9 protein-coding genes are annotated in these 16357 nt (G+C 73.9%); 4 read left to right on the top strand and 5 right to left on the bottom strand.

What is annotated here, in order from left to right:
* Positions 1-78 precede the first annotated feature (78 nt).
* Positions 79-981, bottom strand: coding sequence for an aminotransferase class IV family protein (locus ACWCPW_RS37495; RefSeq protein WP_449766052.1), 903 nt, complete (start codon positions 979-981; stop codon positions 79-81).
* A 186-nt stretch (positions 982-1167) separates the two neighbouring features.
* Here ACWCPW_RS37495 and ACWCPW_RS37490 point away from each other — a divergent pair, with 186 nt between their 5' ends.
* A complete protein-coding gene (locus ACWCPW_RS37490; RefSeq protein WP_449766051.1) occupies positions 1168-2106 on the top strand; it encodes a helix-turn-helix transcriptional regulator in 939 nt (312 codons plus the stop codon).
* Positions 2107-2349: 243 nt separating this feature from the next.
* Here ACWCPW_RS37490 and ACWCPW_RS37485 read toward each other — a convergent pair whose 3' ends face one another.
* The gene (locus ACWCPW_RS37485) at positions 2350-2991 is read right to left on the bottom strand and encodes a hypothetical protein (protein WP_449766050.1); all 642 of its coding nucleotides are present in this window, start codon (positions 2989-2991) and stop codon (positions 2350-2352) included.
* 468 nt (positions 2992-3459) lie between these two features.
* Positions 3460-4848 carry an aminotransferase class V-fold PLP-dependent enzyme gene (locus ACWCPW_RS37480; RefSeq protein ID WP_449766049.1) on the bottom strand — a complete coding sequence of 463 codons (1389 nt, stop codon included), beginning with the start codon at positions 4846-4848 and terminating at the stop codon, positions 3460-3462.
* 532 nt (positions 4849-5380) lie between these two features.
* On the opposite strand from ACWCPW_RS37480, the gene ACWCPW_RS37475 reads away from it, so the two are divergent.
* The gene (locus ACWCPW_RS37475; protein WP_449766048.1) at positions 5381-6622 is read left to right on the top strand and encodes a sensor histidine kinase; all 1242 of its coding nucleotides are present in this window, start codon (positions 5381-5383) and stop codon (positions 6620-6622) included.
* A 90-nt stretch (positions 6623-6712) separates the two neighbouring features.
* Here ACWCPW_RS37475 and ACWCPW_RS37470 read toward each other — a convergent pair whose 3' ends face one another.
* A complete protein-coding gene (locus ACWCPW_RS37470) occupies positions 6713-8851 on the bottom strand; it encodes a serine/threonine-protein kinase (protein WP_449766047.1) in 2139 nt (712 codons plus the stop codon).
* A gap of 252 nt (positions 8852-9103) precedes the next feature.
* Here ACWCPW_RS37470 and ACWCPW_RS37465 point away from each other — a divergent pair, with 252 nt between their 5' ends.
* Both ACWCPW_RS37465 and ACWCPW_RS37460 read left to right on the top strand, forming a co-directional pair.
* Positions 9104-10780, top strand: coding sequence for an FAD-binding dehydrogenase (locus ACWCPW_RS37465; RefSeq protein WP_449766046.1), 1677 nt, complete (start codon positions 9104-9106; stop codon positions 10778-10780).
* Between the two features lie 664 nt (positions 10781-11444).
* A complete protein-coding gene (locus ACWCPW_RS37460; protein ID WP_449766045.1) occupies positions 11445-14270 on the top strand; it encodes a BTAD domain-containing putative transcriptional regulator in 2826 nt (941 codons plus the stop codon).
* Positions 14271-14429: 159 nt separating this feature from the next.
* Here ACWCPW_RS37460 and ACWCPW_RS37455 read toward each other — a convergent pair whose 3' ends face one another.
* On the bottom strand, positions 14430-16355 hold the full coding sequence (locus ACWCPW_RS37455) for an FAD/NAD(P)-binding protein (RefSeq protein WP_449766044.1): 1926 nt from the start codon (positions 16353-16355) through the stop codon (positions 14430-14432).
* Positions 16356-16357 lie beyond the last annotated feature (2 nt).

The following is a 16357-nucleotide window of genomic DNA, read 5'->3' as shown; positions in this document are numbered from 1 at the left end:
GCGCCACCGCCGCGCGGTTGGGCAGGCGCAGCGCGGGGCCGAGACAGGGCTCCAGCAGCGGGGACTTCACGGTCCTCCTCACGGCGCGGTGGGCGGCTCGGCCCGGTAGGCGCGGTGCAGCAGATCCATGAAGGCCGGCGACCCGGGCAGGGACACGTCGCCGATGCGGAGCACCTCGACACCCGGCGTCCACGAGTTCATCACCACGGCCGCGGTCAGCGTCGGCAGGTCGGCGAGCGTGATCTCGCGGACCCGCTGCGGCACGCCGAGGCCATCCAGTTGCCGACGGACGACGGCCATCGTGGTCCCGCCCAGCACCTCGGCCTCGGGCCAGATCACCTCGGCACCATTCCAGAACGCCAGGTTCCAGATCGTCGCCTCGCCGAGCCGGCCCCGCCGGTCGACGAAGGCGGCGTCGTCGAAGCCACGCGCCACGGCCCGGCGCAGATAGTGGGTCTTGGCCACCTCGCCGACGTGCTTGATCTCCGGAAGCACCCGCTCGTACTCGACCACGTCCAGCGTCAACGGCCCGGTCGGACCGGTCGCGGGCGGGTCGACCCGGACCAGCACGTCGGGGTCCGCGTCGCCCCCGGTCGCGGTGAACTCGCCCACCGGCGAGTACATCGTTGCCGTCAGCGAAGCGTCGGCCGGACCGGCCGCCAGCGCCGCGCGCAGGTGGGACCGTACCCGGTCGTCGGACTGCGCCCGCCCGAACAGCCGCACCGAGGCGCTGCGCAGCCGGTCCAGGTGCAGGTCGAGGCCCCGGATCCGGCCCCCGCGGACCTGCATGGCGGTGAAGTGGGCGTAGCCGGCGAAGGCCAGCGGCGCCAGTTCCTCGGCGGTCGCCGGCCGGCCGTTGCGGTGTGCGACCGGGGTCGCGCGCACCGGTGGGGTCGTGCCGCCGGGTGTCCGGTCCCGGGGTGTCCGGTCTTGCCGTGTCGTTGTGGCGGACGGCTCGGTCCACACGGTGTCGGTGCTCATCGAAAGTCTCCCCGGATCGTGGTCGGTCGCCCCCACCGGCGGCTCGCTCGGAGGGGGTGGCCACGAGCCTGCCGCACCTCGGCCGGGTCACCCAGAGCCCTGTTCGGCATACGACCGGTGGTCCTACCACTGGCAGGGTCAGGCTCGCCCACCCTCGCGGTCGTACCACCGGAGGTAATGAACGACATGCACGATCGGCCCGACAGCACGGCGGCGGAGGCGGCGGAGGCGACGGATCTCGGCGGCGAGCCGATCGATCCGCGTGCCGAGATCAGTGAGTTCCTGCGCAATCGCCGCTCCCGGTTGCGACCGGAGGATGTCGGCCTGGCCGGCTCGACCGGGCGACACCGACGCGTACCGGGACTGCGCCGCGAGGAACTGGCCCAGTTGGCCGGCGTATCGGTGGCCTATCTCACCCGGCTCGAACAGGGCAGGGGCCACAACGTGTCGGAGGAGGTGTTGGACGCGGTCGCCCGCGCCCTGCGGCTGACCGACGCCGAGCACGCGCACCTGAACCACCTCGTCCACTGCCGGCACCGCAAGCGCACCTCACCGCCGGCGCGGCAACAGGTGCGCCCCGCGCTGCGGGGGCTGCCGGCCTCGCTGGAGACGGTGCCCGCGTACGTGACCGGGCAGCGCACGGACATCCTCGCCTGGAACCCGATGGCGGCGGCCCTGTTCGGCGACTGGGACCGGTTGCCGGCCCGGGAGCGCAACTGGGCGCGGCTGGTGTTCCTGCGGCCGGACCAGCGCGGGTTGTTCGTGGATTGGGAGGCCAAGGCCGCCGATATCGTCGGCGCCCTGCGCTTGGACGCCGGCTGCCACCCGGACGATCCGCAACTGTCCGCGCTCTTGGGTGAACTCTCGGTCAAGAGCGAGGAGTTCCGCTCCCTGTGGGCCAGGCACGACGTCAAGGAAAAACACCACGGCGCGATACGCCTGCGGCACCCGCTGGTCGGCGACCCGGCCCTTTCCTTCGAATCCCCGCGCCTGCCCGACGACACCGAACAGTCACTGACGATGTACCACGCCCAACCGGCCTCGCCAACCTCGCAAAACCTGCGCCTGCTGGCCAGTTGGGGCGCCGACACCGCCACGAGGGAAGAACCGGCGCCACGCTCCTGACTCCCTGCGAACACCCTGAGCCGGACCGACCGCCGCGTCCGCGGCGTTGCCGTACGGCAACGACTGCCCGAACCGCGCCGAAGGACGGTTGACGGACTCCGACCGCCGGTGTGGTGCGGATCGTGCCGACCGCGCCGGCCCGGGCGACCGAATTCGCCACCCGTGTCGCTGATTCGACGATCCGGCCGGCTCCGGCGTGGGCTCTCGTGGGAGGGTCCGCGCCCCGCGCGGCCGTGGCCGGCGTCAACCGGTGGTTGATCTCGTACCACTTCCAGGGCGAGGAAGGAGCAGGCCGGTCGCCAGGGCTTCGGCGTGCGCTCGGCCGGGGCAGGCGTGCGGGCCGAGGCCGAACGGAGCCTGGGACAGGTCCACTTCCACCGGTGTGCCGTCAGGGGCGATCCGACGGGTCAGCGGAACCGGTGGATCCGCACGCCCGGCGGACAGGTGCGCGACCAGGGCCTTGGTCGCGTCGCAGGCCTGGACGAGCAGGCCGATGCGGTTCGCGGTCGCCTCGTCGGCGACGCCGCCGCAGGCTCGCACCAGGCGGGACAGCGCCTGATCGGCGGCCTCGGTGATCGTGGTGTGCGGTTGGTAGGACTTGGCCACCACGGCGACGTCGTCCGCGATGTCGGTGGGTAGGCCGAGCGCCTCGGCGAGCACTTCGACCGGGCCCGCGGCGCCGGCCGACGCGCGCTCCGACAGCGCCTGCGGATCGACGCGGGCCAACTCGGCGACGACCAGGGCACGCCGGCGCTCGTGCGCGGTACCGCATGCGAACCGCGCCACGGACGCGCGCAGCCAGGCCACACCTCCCGGCGGCGCGTGGGGCACGGACGGAACGGTGTAGGCGGGATCGGCCAGTACGGCGGGGCTTCGCAAGGTCATGGGCCCATCCTGACCCCGGGACAGTACGGCGCCCGCCGAAACGTCGACGCCGTGCCCGCGCCCGCGCCCGTGCCCGCTACCCGATGCCGAGCGCCGCTCGATTCCACCAACTCGTCGAGCAGGCCACGGACATCGTTCTGGGCGCGGTCATGCGTCGCACACTCCTGGTCGGATCGACTCCCCCGTCGGTCCGATCCTCGGCGACCGTGCGGCGGCGCGCTTCCAGGATTCGGCCAACGACTGTCGAACTCCCGCCCCACGCGACCGAACGGGTCCCACTCCCACGCGACCGAACCGGTCCGGGCCCGTGCGACCGAACCGGTCCGGCCCCCTACGACCGAACCAGTCCGGGCCTCTGCGACCGAACCGGTCCGGGCCCCTGCGACCGAGACCGGCCCGCCCCACGCGGCCGAACCGGGCCCGCCCGAGCGCCCGCGCCGTGCCGCGGCCGAGTGTGCGTGCTCGACGTCAGACGGCCGATTCGACCGGCTGGGGGTGCGATGGCGGACCGGGCGGCCGGCATCGGCGTGGTGCCGTCGCGGCCAGGGCGGTGACCCGCTCGTGCACCCGCTCGACGTGGGCCGCGGCGTCCGGGCGCAGCAGGGCACCGCGCAGGACGTGCGCCTCGTTGCGATCGGCGACCGCGCGCGGGTGTCGGCGTACGAAGTCCAGGACGCGCACCGGCGACGTGCTCAGGTGGGCCGGGTGTTCGGTGCCTCCGGTGTCGGCGCGCAGCATGTGCCGGCCGGCCGCCGTCACGGACGACATGCGCGGGTGGGGCTCGCCGGTGAGGGGCACGAAGGTCAGGATGTCCAGTTCGGGTTCCTGATACAGCATCAGCTCCGGCTCGGCGTCGATCAGGTCGCGCCAACGGCGGGCGCCGCGCAGGCCGGTCACGAGCACCTCGCCCAGGCCGTCCGGGGTCGGCGGCAGCACGCGCAGGGTCAGCCACAGCGCGGCGGCCGGGCCGCCGGGCCGGGCACGATCCAGGTCGAACACGCCGGGGTGCCGCCGCGCAACGGACCCGGCCTCGTCGCCGTCGCCATCGCCGTCGCCGTCCGCGGCGCGCACCAGCAGTACGCCGCACGGGTTCGGGTGCAGGCCCTGTCGGTGCGGGTCCACGACCACCGAGTCGCACTCGGCGATGGCGCGCAGGTGCCGGGCGACGGGCGTGCCGCGGAGCTCGTCCGCGTCCGCCAGCAGGGTGAAGAACCCGCCATAGCCGGCGTCCACGTGCACGCGCACGCCGTGCTCGTGGCACAGCGGCAGGATGTCGGCGATCGGGTCGACCGCCCCGAGCGTGGTGGTGCCGGCGGTGACCACGACCGTGCCGACGCGTTCCCTGCGCAGGACCGTCACGAGCGCGTCCGGATCCATCCGACCGGCGGTGTCGACGGAGACGGAGTACGCCGGAACGCGCAACAGCTCGCACATACGTTCGTGGGCGCCGTATCCGTCGGCGCTGTGCGCGATGCCGACCTCGGGGTGGGCCTCGCGGGCCGCCCTGAGGGCCTCCAGGGCGGCGATGTCGCCGCCCGAGGTGAGCTGCCCGTGCCACGTGGCCGGGCCGAACATCCTCGCCAGGTCGGCGACGACCTCGTCCTCCAGTGCGGCGGTGGTCGACTCGTCGTCGAACGCCCGATCCTCGGGATCGACCAGCGTGGCGGCCAGCAGCCCGAGGAGCGCGGCCCGATGCGGCGGCCGGACCAGGTGCCCGGCGTAGGCCGGATGCGAGAACGGCCGGCCGGCCCGCAGGTGCTCCGCCAGCACCGCGTGCCGCGAGTCGTCGCCGGCCTGCGCGTCGGCCCACGCGGACCACGTGTCGAATGCCTCGGTCAGCCGGCCACGGGTGTCCATGATGTCCCTCCGAATGCAGCGGTTGACGGGGCGCCCGGCGGGTCGGCTCCCGCGCCACGCGCCCGTCGTCCACGCGTCGGGACAGCCGCGCGAGGATCGGGTCGAGCGGAACGCGGAATGCCGCATCACCGGCGCAAACCGGACAGCAAGAGTTCCCGACCCGCCGGCGATCATGCACACGCCTCACACCCGGATGGCCGCCGACGCGCACCCGGACGGCCGCCGACCCATCCCCTCCCGAGCGCGCGGGTCGCCGGCCCCGCCCTCGGCGTCGCGAGCGGGAAGTACCGGAACCCGGGACCTCGGTCCGGGCCGGTCGCCGGGGCAGGACTCGAGTCCGGGGTCGAGATCGTCAATGCGGCGGTCCGCACGGGCCGCCGAAGGCGGTGGAATGGAGGACGACTGCGTTCTCGCGACAACCACCCCTCGTCGACACGCGGCCGACCGGCCGAACGGCTCTCCTGTCCGTCGACCACCGACCCGGCGACCGCCGACACGGCGACCACCGACAACCAGCCAAGGAGGCCCGAGGATGGGGTCCGATCATCCGCCGGCGCTCCCGGCGGCGACCGGCGACGGCACCACCGCACGCCGACGCGTCGCGCGGCACGCGCGAACGCGGCGCCGGGTCACGTCCTTGTCCGCCCACCGCAACGAGTTGTTGCTGGTGATCGCCTCCGCCGCGCTGGATGTGCTCGCGTACGTCACGGCCGAGGAGTTCGACCCCGACCCGGCCTTGTTGGGTCCCGGGTTCGCGCTGGCGGTCCTGGGTTCCGCGTTCCTGCCCTTTCGCCGCCGGTACCCGCGGGCCGTACTCGTCGCCGTGGCGGTGGTGCAACTGCTCTTCACGTTGTTCACCGACGCGTCCGCGCACAGCTACGGCTGCGCGCTGATGATCGCGGTGTACACGGTGGCCCGGTATCGCCGCCCCCTCGACATCGGGCTCGCCGCGGCTGCGGCGATGGCGGTCCAGGTGGTACGGGCGGCGCGCGGCACGGAAGCCTTCGCGGCGACCGTCGGCGGCACCCTGGGGGCGACCTGCCTGGTGATCGCGGTGGGCGTCGGCACCGCCGCGTGGCAGCAACAGCTCGCCATCAACCGCAAGTTGCTCGCGGATCGGGCGGTGACCGAGGAACGGCGGCGAATCGCCCGCGAGTTGCACGACATCGTGGCGCACCACATCACCACGATGTACCTGATGTCGGGCGGCGCCCGCGCGACATTGGACCGCGACCCCGAGACGGCCAAGGAGGCGCTGTTCACGCTGGAGCAGTCCGGCCGCACCGCGCTGGGCGAGATGCGCCAGTTGCTCGGTGTACTGCGCAGCACCGACGCTCCCGAGGAGGCTCCCTCCGAACCCCAGCCCGGTATGCGCGAGATCGATCGGCTGATCATCGAGTCGCGCGCGGCGGGACTGCCGATCGACTACGAAGAGGTGGGCGAGCGGCGGCCGTTGCCGCCCGCGACCGGTCTGACGTTGTATCGGGTGGTCCAGGAGGCGCTGACCAACACACGCAAGCACTCCGGCGACGCGCGGACGTGTGTGCGGGTGCGGCATCTGCCCGACCGGGTCGTGGTCGAGGTGATCGACGACGGCGCGGGCGGCCCGTCGTCCTCGACCGGCATCACCGGCAGCGAATACGGGCTGATGGGCATGCGCGAGCGGGTGACCCTGCACGGCGGCACCCTGGAGGCCGGACGCCGGCCGGAGGGCGGGTTCCGGGTCGTCGCCGACGTGCCGGTGCCCGCGAACGAGCGCGACCGGGTCGGGTGAGGACGGACGGCGCGCGCCCTGGACCGGTCGCCGCCCACCCTCCGGGCCCACCCGGCGGAGGCGGCCCGAGCCGGGGCCGCCGTCGTCCGGTCAGGCGCCCTCGCCCGTCTTCGCGTCGAGCGCGTACAGCGCGCCGTCCGTCGTCCCCGCGAACACCATCCCGTTCGCCACGACCGGGGCGTTCTTGATCTCGCCGGTCGTGGTGTGCTTCCAGCGCACCACGCCGGTGCCGGCGTCCAGGGCGTACAGGTTGCGGTCCTCGCTGCCGGCGTAGACGAGGCCGTCGGCCACCGCCAAGGCCCCGGGGATCCGCCCGCCCGGGGCGGTGGTCCAGCGCACCTCACCGCTGCGGGTGTCCAGGGCGATGATCGCGCCCTCCACGCAACCGACGTACAACGAGCGGTCGTTCGGCGCGAGTCCGGTCGAATTGCGGTTGCCGAGCGGATATTCCCAGGACATCTTCCCGGTGAACGTGTCGAAGGCCCGCACCGACTCGGAGACGTCGGGATCGACACCGGCGTGGAAGCCCTTGCCGTCGGCGAAGACCAGGTGGGCGAAGGGGATCCCGGTGATGTCGACGGACCAGTCCGGCACACCGGTGATGTAGTCGATCGCGAACAACCGAGGTTCGCCCGAGACGGTGCGGCCGGTGCAGAACAACCGCCCATCGCCGGCCACGGGGTCGAACGGGCCGTTGCCGGGGGGATCGAAGGTCCAGATCCTGGCGCCGTTCTCCGCGTCGAGACCGTAGAGGCGCCCGTCCCAGCTTGCCGCGACCACCACGCCCTTCCACGTCGCGAGCGCGTCGTGCACCGCGTCGTTCGTGGCGAACTCCCATCGTTTCGCACCGGTCCGGGCATCGAGCGCGTAGACCACACCGCTGTTGCGGCCGCCGGCGTAGACCACCCCACCGGTGGTGATCGGGGTGCTCAGCACCTGGTCCGTGGGGTACTCCCAAAGCTTGACGCCGGTTGCCGCGTCGAGCGTGTACAGCTTGTCGAGGGAGCCGACCACGTGCACCAGACCGCCGGAGACCAATGGGCGTTGCAGCAGGCCGTCCGGGTAGAAGGACCAGCGTTGCTGCCCGGTCGCGATGTCGATCGCGTACACGTGCCGGTCCTTGCTGGTGATGTACGCCGTGTCCGCGACGATCACGGGTGAGTTGTCGATCTCTTCCCGCACGGCGAACCGCCGGCCGGCGCGCTTGGGTATCGGTGCGGCGGCGGGCGCTCCGGAGGACGTTCCGGCCACCGGCTTGCCGGAGTCGCCCGGCCGAGGACCGCCTCCCGTGCCCGTGCCGGTGTCACGGTTGTAGATGCCCAGCCCCACGGCGGCGCCCACGACGCCGAGTCCGGACAGGAGCACCCCGCGCCGCGAGAGCGCCCTCGGCCGCAGCACCACGGTCGGCGCGAGGGCGTCCGTACCGTCGGCGAACGGCTGGAGCAGGCGGGCCACTTCGGCGGCGTCGCGCGGCCGGTCGGCGGGTTTCTTGGCCAGCATCCGCAACACGAGCGCATCCAGCGCGGCGGGCACCTCCGGGCGGACCCGGCTCGGCGGATCGGGCGCCGTCCGCAGGTGGGCGTACATCAGCGCCATCGGCTCGCCGGTGCCGAACGGCTTGGTACCGGTGAGCAGTTCGTGCAGCACCCAGCCGAGCGAGTACAGGTCGCCGCGCGCGTCGCCGGAGTTGCCGCGCACCCGCTCGGGCGGCATGTAGGCGAGCGTGCCGATCAGACGGGTCGACTGGCGGGTCGCGGCGGCGTGCCGGGCGATGCCGAAGTCGAGGACCTTGACCACGCCGTCCGGGGTGAGCATCAGGTTGGCGGGTTTGAGGTCGCGGTGCACGACCCCGGCCCGATGTGCCGCGTGCAGGGCGACGGCGGCCTGGGCGACCCGGTCGGCGGCGACCGAAACGGGCGGTGGACCGTCCTCGCGCAGCACCCGCGCCAGGTCCCGGCCCTCGACGTGCTCCATCACGAGGTAGAGCGTGCCGTCGGCGTCCTGTCCGACGTCGTGGACGGTGACCACGCCGGGATGGTCGACCCCGCCGGCGGTCCGCGCCTCGCGCAGGAACAGCGCGGTCTCGCCGTCGTCCGCGCCGGTGTACAGCAGCTTGACCGCGACCCGGCGGTCGATCATCAGGTCGCGGGCGGCCCACACCTCGCCCATGCCGCCGCGACCGAGCAGGGTCGTCAGTTCGTAGCGTTCCGCCAGGACCCGAGCCGTCATCCGCCTGGTTTCCCCCGTCCGCTTCCCGATCCGCCCACCGGGATCCGGGATTCCGGCCGCATCCTATGGGGACCCGCCCGCGCGGCACGAGCGGCGATGCCGGGCACCCGAGCCGGCCCGGTGTGCTCGGCGCCGCCATGCGGCGCCGCGGCGCGGGTACCCTCCTGGGAACTTCGGCGGATGGAGCGGGGCACCGCCGAACACCCCGTCCGGGTCGCCGGTTCGGCGGCACCGACCCAAGGAGATCGCACAGTGGACGCTGACGTCATCGTCGTCGGGGCCGGGCTCGCCGGTCTGGTGGCCGCGCACGAACTCACCGCGCGGGGGAGGCGGGTCGCGCTGGTCGACCAGGAGAGCCCGGCCAACCTGGGTGGGCAGGCGTTCTGGTCCTTCGGCGGGCTCTTCCTGGTCGACTCGCCCGAGCAGCGGCGCCTGGGGGTGAAGGACTCCTTCGAACTGGCCTGGAACGACTGGCGCGGCAGCGCCGGGTTCGACCGGCTCGACGACGAGGACTCCTGGGCGGTGCGCTGGGCTCGCGCCTACGTCGAGTTCGCCGCCGGCGAGAAGCGCTCGTGGCTGTCCGGGCTCGGCATCTCGTTCCTGCCCACGGTCGGCTGGGCCGAGCGCGGCAACCTGCGCGCCGACGGGCACGGCAACTCCGTACCCCGTTTCCACGTCGCGTGGGGCACCGGCCCCGGGGTGTTGGAACCCTTCGTGGAGTTCGCCCGGCAGGCCGCCGCCGACGGACTGCTCACCTTCCACCACCGGCACCGGGTGGACGAGTTGATCGTCGACTCCGGCGGCGCCCGAGGCATCCGCGGTTGCGTGCTCGCCCCCGACCGCGCGCGCCGGGGCGTGCCGACCAACCGGGACGAGATCGAGGACTTCGAACTCACCGCTCAGGCCGTCGTCCTGACCACCGGCGGGATCGGCGCCGACCACGACCTGATCCGCCGCCACTGGCCGGCACGGCTGGGCACCGCGCCCGCGAGCATGGTCACCGGCGTACCCGCGTACGTGGACGGGCGGATGCTCGACATCGCCGCCGCCGGCGGCCTGCGGGTGGTCAACCGGGACCGCATGTGGCACTACACCGAGGGCCTGCGCAACTGGGACCCGATCTGGCCCGGCCACGGCATCCGGATCCTGCCCGGCCCCTCCTCCCTGTGGTTCGACGCGCTCGGACGGCGGTTGCCCGACCCCTGCCTGCCCGGCTACGACACCCTGGCCACGCTCCGGCACCTGCGCACCACCGAGGACCTCGCGGGCCACGACCACTCGTGGTTCGTACTCACCCAGAAGATCATCGAAAAGGAGTTCGCACTCTCCGGTTCCGAACAAAATCCCGACATCACCGGCAAGGACCGGGTGGGCTTCCTGCGCACCCGCCTGCTCGGCAAGGGCGCACCCGCCCCGGTGGAGGCGTTCAAGCGGCACGGCGAGGACTTCGTCGTCGCCGACACCCTGGAGGAACTCGTCGCCGGGATGAACCGCACGACCCCCGAACCGCTGCTGGACGCGGCGCTGCTGCGCCGCCAGATCGAGGCCCGTGACCTCCAGATCGCCAACCCGTACGGCAAGGACTCTCAGGTCCAGGGCATCCACAACGCCCGCCGCTACCTCGGGGACCGGCTGGGCCGGGCCGCCGCGCCGCACCGCGTCCTCGACCCCGCCGCCGGCCCGCTGATCGGCGTCAAGCTGCACATCCTCACCCGCAAGACCCTCGGCGGCATCCAGACCGACCTCGAATCGCGGGCCCTGGGCCCGGACGGCCGGCCCGTCGAGGGCCTGTACGCGGCCGGCGAGGTCGCCGGTTTCGGCGGCGGTGGCGTGCACGGCTACAACGCCCTGGAGGGCACGTTCCTGGGCGGCTGCCTGTTCAGCGGCCGGCACGCGGGTCGCGCCGCGGCCCGCGCCACCGCCACGTAGCGCGGCGGCCGCGCACCCGCGGCGCCATCGCGGCGGCGAATCCGTCGATGGCTCAAAAGGGTTCGGGATAGGTCGAATCCGTCATACGAGTGTGGACAACACGTGGCACCGACAGCGCCGTCCCGTCCGACCGGGCGGCACGACGCGGCCACCGGCGTGCGGAGCGTTCGGCACGCCGGCGGCCGCGCCGTGTTGCCGTTCACCCGGGGCGCGTCATCCGGCCCGCCCTCCGGGGCCACCCCTGTGTGGGCTGCCGGGCCGGGTCGCCGATCGTGCGGGAAGTGACGGCCCGGCTTCGCGGTTGCCGGAACCCCGGCCGCGCGCCGACACACGGCCGTCCCAGGCTGTCCGGGACATGTTCGGGACGGGTCGGACGGGATTCCGGCCTTCCCCGGCCGGACGGTTCGGTCCCAGGATCGGCAGCGCACGACCGACTCGTTCGCCGATCCGGAGACCCCATGACCCCGAACATCCGGGAACTCGCCTCGATGGCGCGCACCCCGCACCGCCCCTCCCGTCCACTCGACCCATCCGCCCCCGACCGCACGCGTCCACCCCACCGTGCGTGTCCGCCCGACAGGACCCGTCCGGCCCGTCGCACGTGTCCCGGCGGCGTCCGCGTCATCGCGGGCGCCGCCGGCCGAGGGTTATCCGGGAGGCGCGGATGACCCCGGAATTCGCACTCCTGGGCGGCATCGAGGTCCGGATCGACGGAGCGCCGGTCGATGTGGGCCACGTGCGCCAACGCTGCGTGCTGGCCGTGTTGTTGGTCGAGGCCAACCGCCTCGTACCGATCGAGCGCATCGTCGAGCGGGTCTGGGGCCATACTCCGCCGCATCGGGCCCGCGACACGCTCTACAGCTATCTGTCCCGGCTGCGCCGACGACTGGCCGTCGCCGAGGTACGCATCGCCCGCCGTCCCGGCGGCTATCTGCTGGAGGCCGACCCGTCCGCCGTCGACCTGCACCGCTTCCGCGACCTGGTCGCCCGGGCCCGCCGCACGGACGACGACGGCCGCGCCGCGTCCGCCTGGGCGCAGGCGTTGGACCTGTGGCGCGGGGACGCCTTCACCACCGTCGACACGCCGTGGTTCAACGCGCTCCGCGAGGCCCTGCATCGCGAGCGCTATCAGGCCGAGTTGGACCTCGACGACCTGCGACTGCGACTCGGCGACCACGCCGCGATGTTGCCTCGGCTGGCCACCCGGGCCCGGACGGATCCGCTGGACGAGCGCTTGGCCGGGCAACTCATGCTCGCCCAGTACCGCAACGGCCGTCCCGCCGACGCCCTGGCGCACTACCAGCGCCTGCGCCGGCGGTTGGCGCACGAACTGGGCACCGACCCCGGCCGGGACCTGCGGCGGCTGCACCAGGGGATCCTCACCGCGTCGCCCGGCCTCGCCGTGCCGGCGCGCGCCGACGCCGAGGTGGCCCTCCCCGCGACCCGGGCCCCGATCCCCCGGCAACTCCCGCCCGCTCCGGCCGGTTTCATCGGACGAGCCCGCGCCCTGGCCGACCTGGACCGGGTACTGGGCGAGCCGCGCGGAGCCGGCGACGCCGTCGCGATCGCGGTGATCGGCGGCGCCGGCGGCATCGGCAAGACCTGGCTGGCGCTGCACTGGGCGCACCACCATGCCGACGCCTTTCCCGACGGACAGTTGTACGTCGACCTGCGTGGCTTCGTACCCAGAGGGCAACCCGTGTCGGCCGGCGTCGCGGTGGGCGCCTTCCTGGACGCCCTCGGTGTCGACTCCGCGGCGATCCCACCGGACGAGGCGGGACGCGCCGCGCTCTACCGCAGCCTGATCGCCGACAAGCGCGTGCTGATCGTGTTGGACAACGCCCGCGACAGCGCGCAGGTCCGACCGCTGCTCCCGGGCGGGCCGTCCTGCGCGGTGCTGGTCACCAGCCGGCGCCGGCTCACCGGTCTGCTCACCGCACACGGCGCCCAGTCGCTGTCCCTGGACGAGCTCGACCCGGCCGAGGCACGGGAGTTGCTGCGCGGGCAGCTCGGCGCGGCGCCGGACGCCGAGCCGGACGCGGTGGCCGCGCTCGTCGAGCACTGCGCCGGCCTGCCGCTGGCGCTCGGCATCGTCGCCGCCCGCGCCGCCGCCCGTCCCGGTCGCCCCCTGGCCGAGGCGGCGGCCGAACTGCGGGACTGTTCAGGCCGGTTGGACGCGCTGGACGTGGACGACCCCACCGCGGACGTGCGCGCGGTGTTCGCCTCCTCGTATCACGCGCTGGCCCCCGCGACGGCGCGCGTGTTCGAGTTGCTGGCACACGCGCCCGGGCCGGACATCGGCGTGCCGGCGACCGCCGTGCTCACCGGCCTGACCACGGCCCGGGCCCGGACCCACCTGCGCACGCTGGAGGCGGCGCACCTGGTCCGCGAGCACGTCCCGGGACGACACCGCCTGCACGACCTGGTCCGGCTGTACGCCATCGAACGGGGTCGGCGGGGCTCGGCCGGGCAGCGGTGCGATCCGGAGCTGCGCCGACTGGTGGACTTCTACGTCGACGCCGCACGCGCGGCCGATCGGCGGCTGTCCGCGTCGCGGCCCACCCGCTCGGCGGGCCGCTCCGAGGCGCCCGCTTCGGTCGTCTTCCGGGACGCCGCCGCCGCGATGTGCTGGTTCGACACCGAACACGCGTGCCTGCGGGCGGCGCACACCCTTGCGATCGAGCGCGGGTTGCCCCATCGAGCCTGGGAACTGGCCCTGTTCCTGGATACGTTCCACTGGCGGCGGGGCCATCTGGCGGCGCGGCGCGAGATGTTGCGGGCCACGCTCGCCGCCGGAGTCCCGCAGGACCTCGCCGCCCGCGCGCACGCGCATCGACTGTCGGGGCGCGCGCACGTGCCGGCGGGCGAGCACACCGAGGCGCTGCGCCGGCTGCGGGAGGCGCTCGCGCTGTCGGTGACGATCGGTGACGAGGACGGTCGGGCGAACGCCCATCTCCTGCTGGCCGGCGCGTGGGAGCGACAGGGCGACCACCGGCAGGCGCTGATGCACGCGGAGCAGGGCCTGCGGATCCACCGGGCGTACGCCCAGGCTTGTCTGCGCACCCGGAGCCGGCCGGCGGATCCGCGCGGGGAGGCGGCGGCGCTGGGCGCGGTCGGCCGATATCACGCCCGGTTGGGGCAGACCCGGTTCGCCCGGGCCTACTGCGAGCGGGCCCTGACCCGTTGCCGGCTGCACAACTTTCCGGACGGCGAGGCGGACGCCCGGGAGAGTCTGGGCGAGCTCGCCGAACACGAGGGGGAGTATGCGCTCGCGCTGGAGCACTACGGTCGGGCGCTGGCCCTGCGCCGGCGACTCCTGGACGCCTTCCGCGAGGCCGACACGCTGGCCCGGCTCGGCGAGGCGCACCTTGCCCTCGGCCGGATCCCCCAGGCCCGCGACGCGTGGCGGCAGGCGTTGGGCCTGTACCGGACCCAACAACGCGACGAAAGCGCCGACCGCCTCCGGCATCGCCTGACCGACACCGCCTGACCGGCACGGGGCACGATCGCGGCCGACCCGCCGCGTCCGCCGCGCGCGAGGCCCGGGAGGATCCGCGTGCCGCGGCGACTCCCGGGCCTGCTCCGAACACGCGCGACTCGTCCCGGTGTTCGCATCGCGCCGCGCGGCGTCCGGACTCGAATCACCGACTCACCCGACCGCCGAAACGCCGGCCTCGGCGGATGCCCGCGCGGTGTCCGCCCGCCGTCCCAACTCGTGCAGCGCCTGTCGGGCCACCGCGTCGCTGTGGCGCAGAAAGCCCGCGTCACTCCCGGGACGGGGAAAGTCGCCCGGATCGAGGAAGAAGCGGGCGGGATGCGCGCTGCCGTCGCGACGTTTGACCCGGTTCTCGATCGTGTCCACCATGCCGTTGGGGTGCCGCGTGCCTCGTACCGGGTCGACGCGCGTCTGCTCGCGGAGTTCACCGCGTTCGATCAGCCGCACGAGCAGCGAGTCGTGCACTCGGCCCAGGTCCCGCCCGGGCAGTCGGGCCTCGATCAGCGCCCGGGTGCGCAGCACCGTGTCCACGCTGGTGGAGCGGGCCTGGAACTCTCCGTCGCGGACCGTGACTTCGAGCCCGGCGCCGATGGGGTGCACGATGCCGGCCCGGATCAGGGCCAGGAGTTGTTCCAGGCGCGGACCGGGCGGGCCGCTGGTGCGGAAGCGGCAGAAGTCGAAGAACTCGGGCAGTCCGTGGGTGGCCGAACGCGGCGAGAGTCTGCCGTCGCGCAGCATCGGCAACAGTGCCTCGGCGATCGCCGAGAGCGCGTGATAGACGGCCAGATGCGCGCTGTGCCGACAATCGCGCCCGCGTTCCACGTCGGCGGCGAGATAGTCGATCATCCACCGCCGCAGGGCGCCGGCATCGGCGAAACGGCGGCCGGTGAGCGGCCGATCGAGTCCCTCGAGGTCGATCCGGTCCCGCTCGTCGGGCACGGCCGCTTCGACGAGTTCCCGGTACTCGGGGGTGTTCCAGGCGGCCCCTTCCAGTGCGGCGAGGAAGGCGCCGGGGTCGGTGGCCAGCCGCCCGGGATGCGAGCGCGCCAGTTCGCGGTAGCCGGCCCCGGCCAGTTCACGGGCGATCGACGGCCACAGGTCGGTGACGAAGTCCGGTACCCGGCCGCCCGATGCCTCGGGCACCAGACAGCGCCCGACCCCCGGCAACGGGCCGGGCAGGGTGTAGCCGAACTTCGACCGGTAGGGCACGCCCCGGCGGGACCCGGCGTGGATCACGGGTTCGCGCCCGGAGGGCTCGTAGTGCAGTTCGCCCGAGGCGTCGCGCCGAAAGCGCCCGCCCCGCCCCTCGGTCAGGAGCACCATCGTGTCGATGAACGCCAGGCCGAGGCCGCGCAGCAGCACGGGTTCACCGGGGCCGATTCGGGCCGCCGCTCTCTCCGGGTCCGAGGTGGTCGGCAGATAGGTGAGCCGGTGCCGCACGGCCTTCTCGGCCAACGCGTACTCCTGCGGGTACGGGTCCACCCGGAAGTTGCCCTGCGCGTGCACGACCACGTCCACCTCCAGCGGGTCGCGCCCCTCCAGCGAGATCCGCTGCCGCCCGGTGGGCAGGTCGCGGACGTCGAGCGCGGCCGCCGCGTGCACGTGTACGCGCACGTCCGGCGCGGCGGCGGCCACGGTGCGGCGAAAGACCCAGGCCAGGTAGTCGCCGACCAGCGCGCGGGTGGCGAACCAGCCGTCGTGCACGCGGGCCGCCTCCGCCCGCGTGTTCGGGCCGGGCCGGAATCCGCGCGGATGCGGCTCTTCGCCCCGGGCCAGGTCGCGGGCCCACCGTGCCAGGGTCGGGCCCGGCACGATCGGGCCCCGGCAGGTGACGCTCGCGTCGGTGAACAGCGTGCATTCGTCGGCCCTGGTGTTCGACCACAGCAGCGCGGACTGGCGACGGCGCCAGACCCGCCCGCCGCCGGGCGGGTACGGGTCGATCACGTGGATGTCCGGGCGCAAGCCCGGCACGCACCGCGCCGCGTTCGCGACGACCCGCTCGAGGACCGATGTCCCGCGTGGTCCCGCGCCGATGATCGCGATACTCGGTACGTGCGCGCGGTCCGGCGCGTCTGTCATGG

This window comes from Embleya sp. NPDC001921 (assembly GCF_053594475.1).
This window is presented reverse-complemented; position numbering and strand designations above follow the sequence as displayed.

Excerpts from the sequence above, each read along its gene's own strand:
- ACWCPW_RS37485 (WP_449766050.1), bottom strand. The coding sequence starts at position 2,991 with ATGACCTTGCGAAGCCCCGCCGTACTGGCCGATCCCGCCTACACCGTT.
- ACWCPW_RS37490 (WP_449766051.1), top strand. The coding sequence starts at position 1,168 with ATGCACGATCGGCCCGACAGCACGGCGGCGGAGGCGGCGGAGGCGACG.
- ACWCPW_RS37475 (WP_449766048.1), top strand. The coding sequence starts at position 5,381 with ATGGGGTCCGATCATCCGCCGGCGCTCCCGGCGGCGACCGGCGACGGC.
- ACWCPW_RS37455 (WP_449766044.1), bottom strand. The coding sequence starts at position 16,355 with ATGACAGACGCGCCGGACCGCGCGCACGTACCGAGTATCGCGATCATC.
- ACWCPW_RS37470 (WP_449766047.1), bottom strand. The coding sequence starts at position 8,851 with ATGACGGCTCGGGTCCTGGCGGAACGCTACGAACTGACGACCCTGCTC.
- ACWCPW_RS37495 (WP_449766052.1), bottom strand. The coding sequence starts at position 981 with ATGAGCACCGACACCGTGTGGACCGAGCCGTCCGCCACAACGACACGG.
- ACWCPW_RS37460 (WP_449766045.1), top strand. The coding sequence starts at position 11,445 with ATGACCCCGGAATTCGCACTCCTGGGCGGCATCGAGGTCCGGATCGAC.
- ACWCPW_RS37480 (WP_449766049.1), bottom strand. The coding sequence starts at position 4,848 with ATGGACACCCGTGGCCGGCTGACCGAGGCATTCGACACGTGGTCCGCG.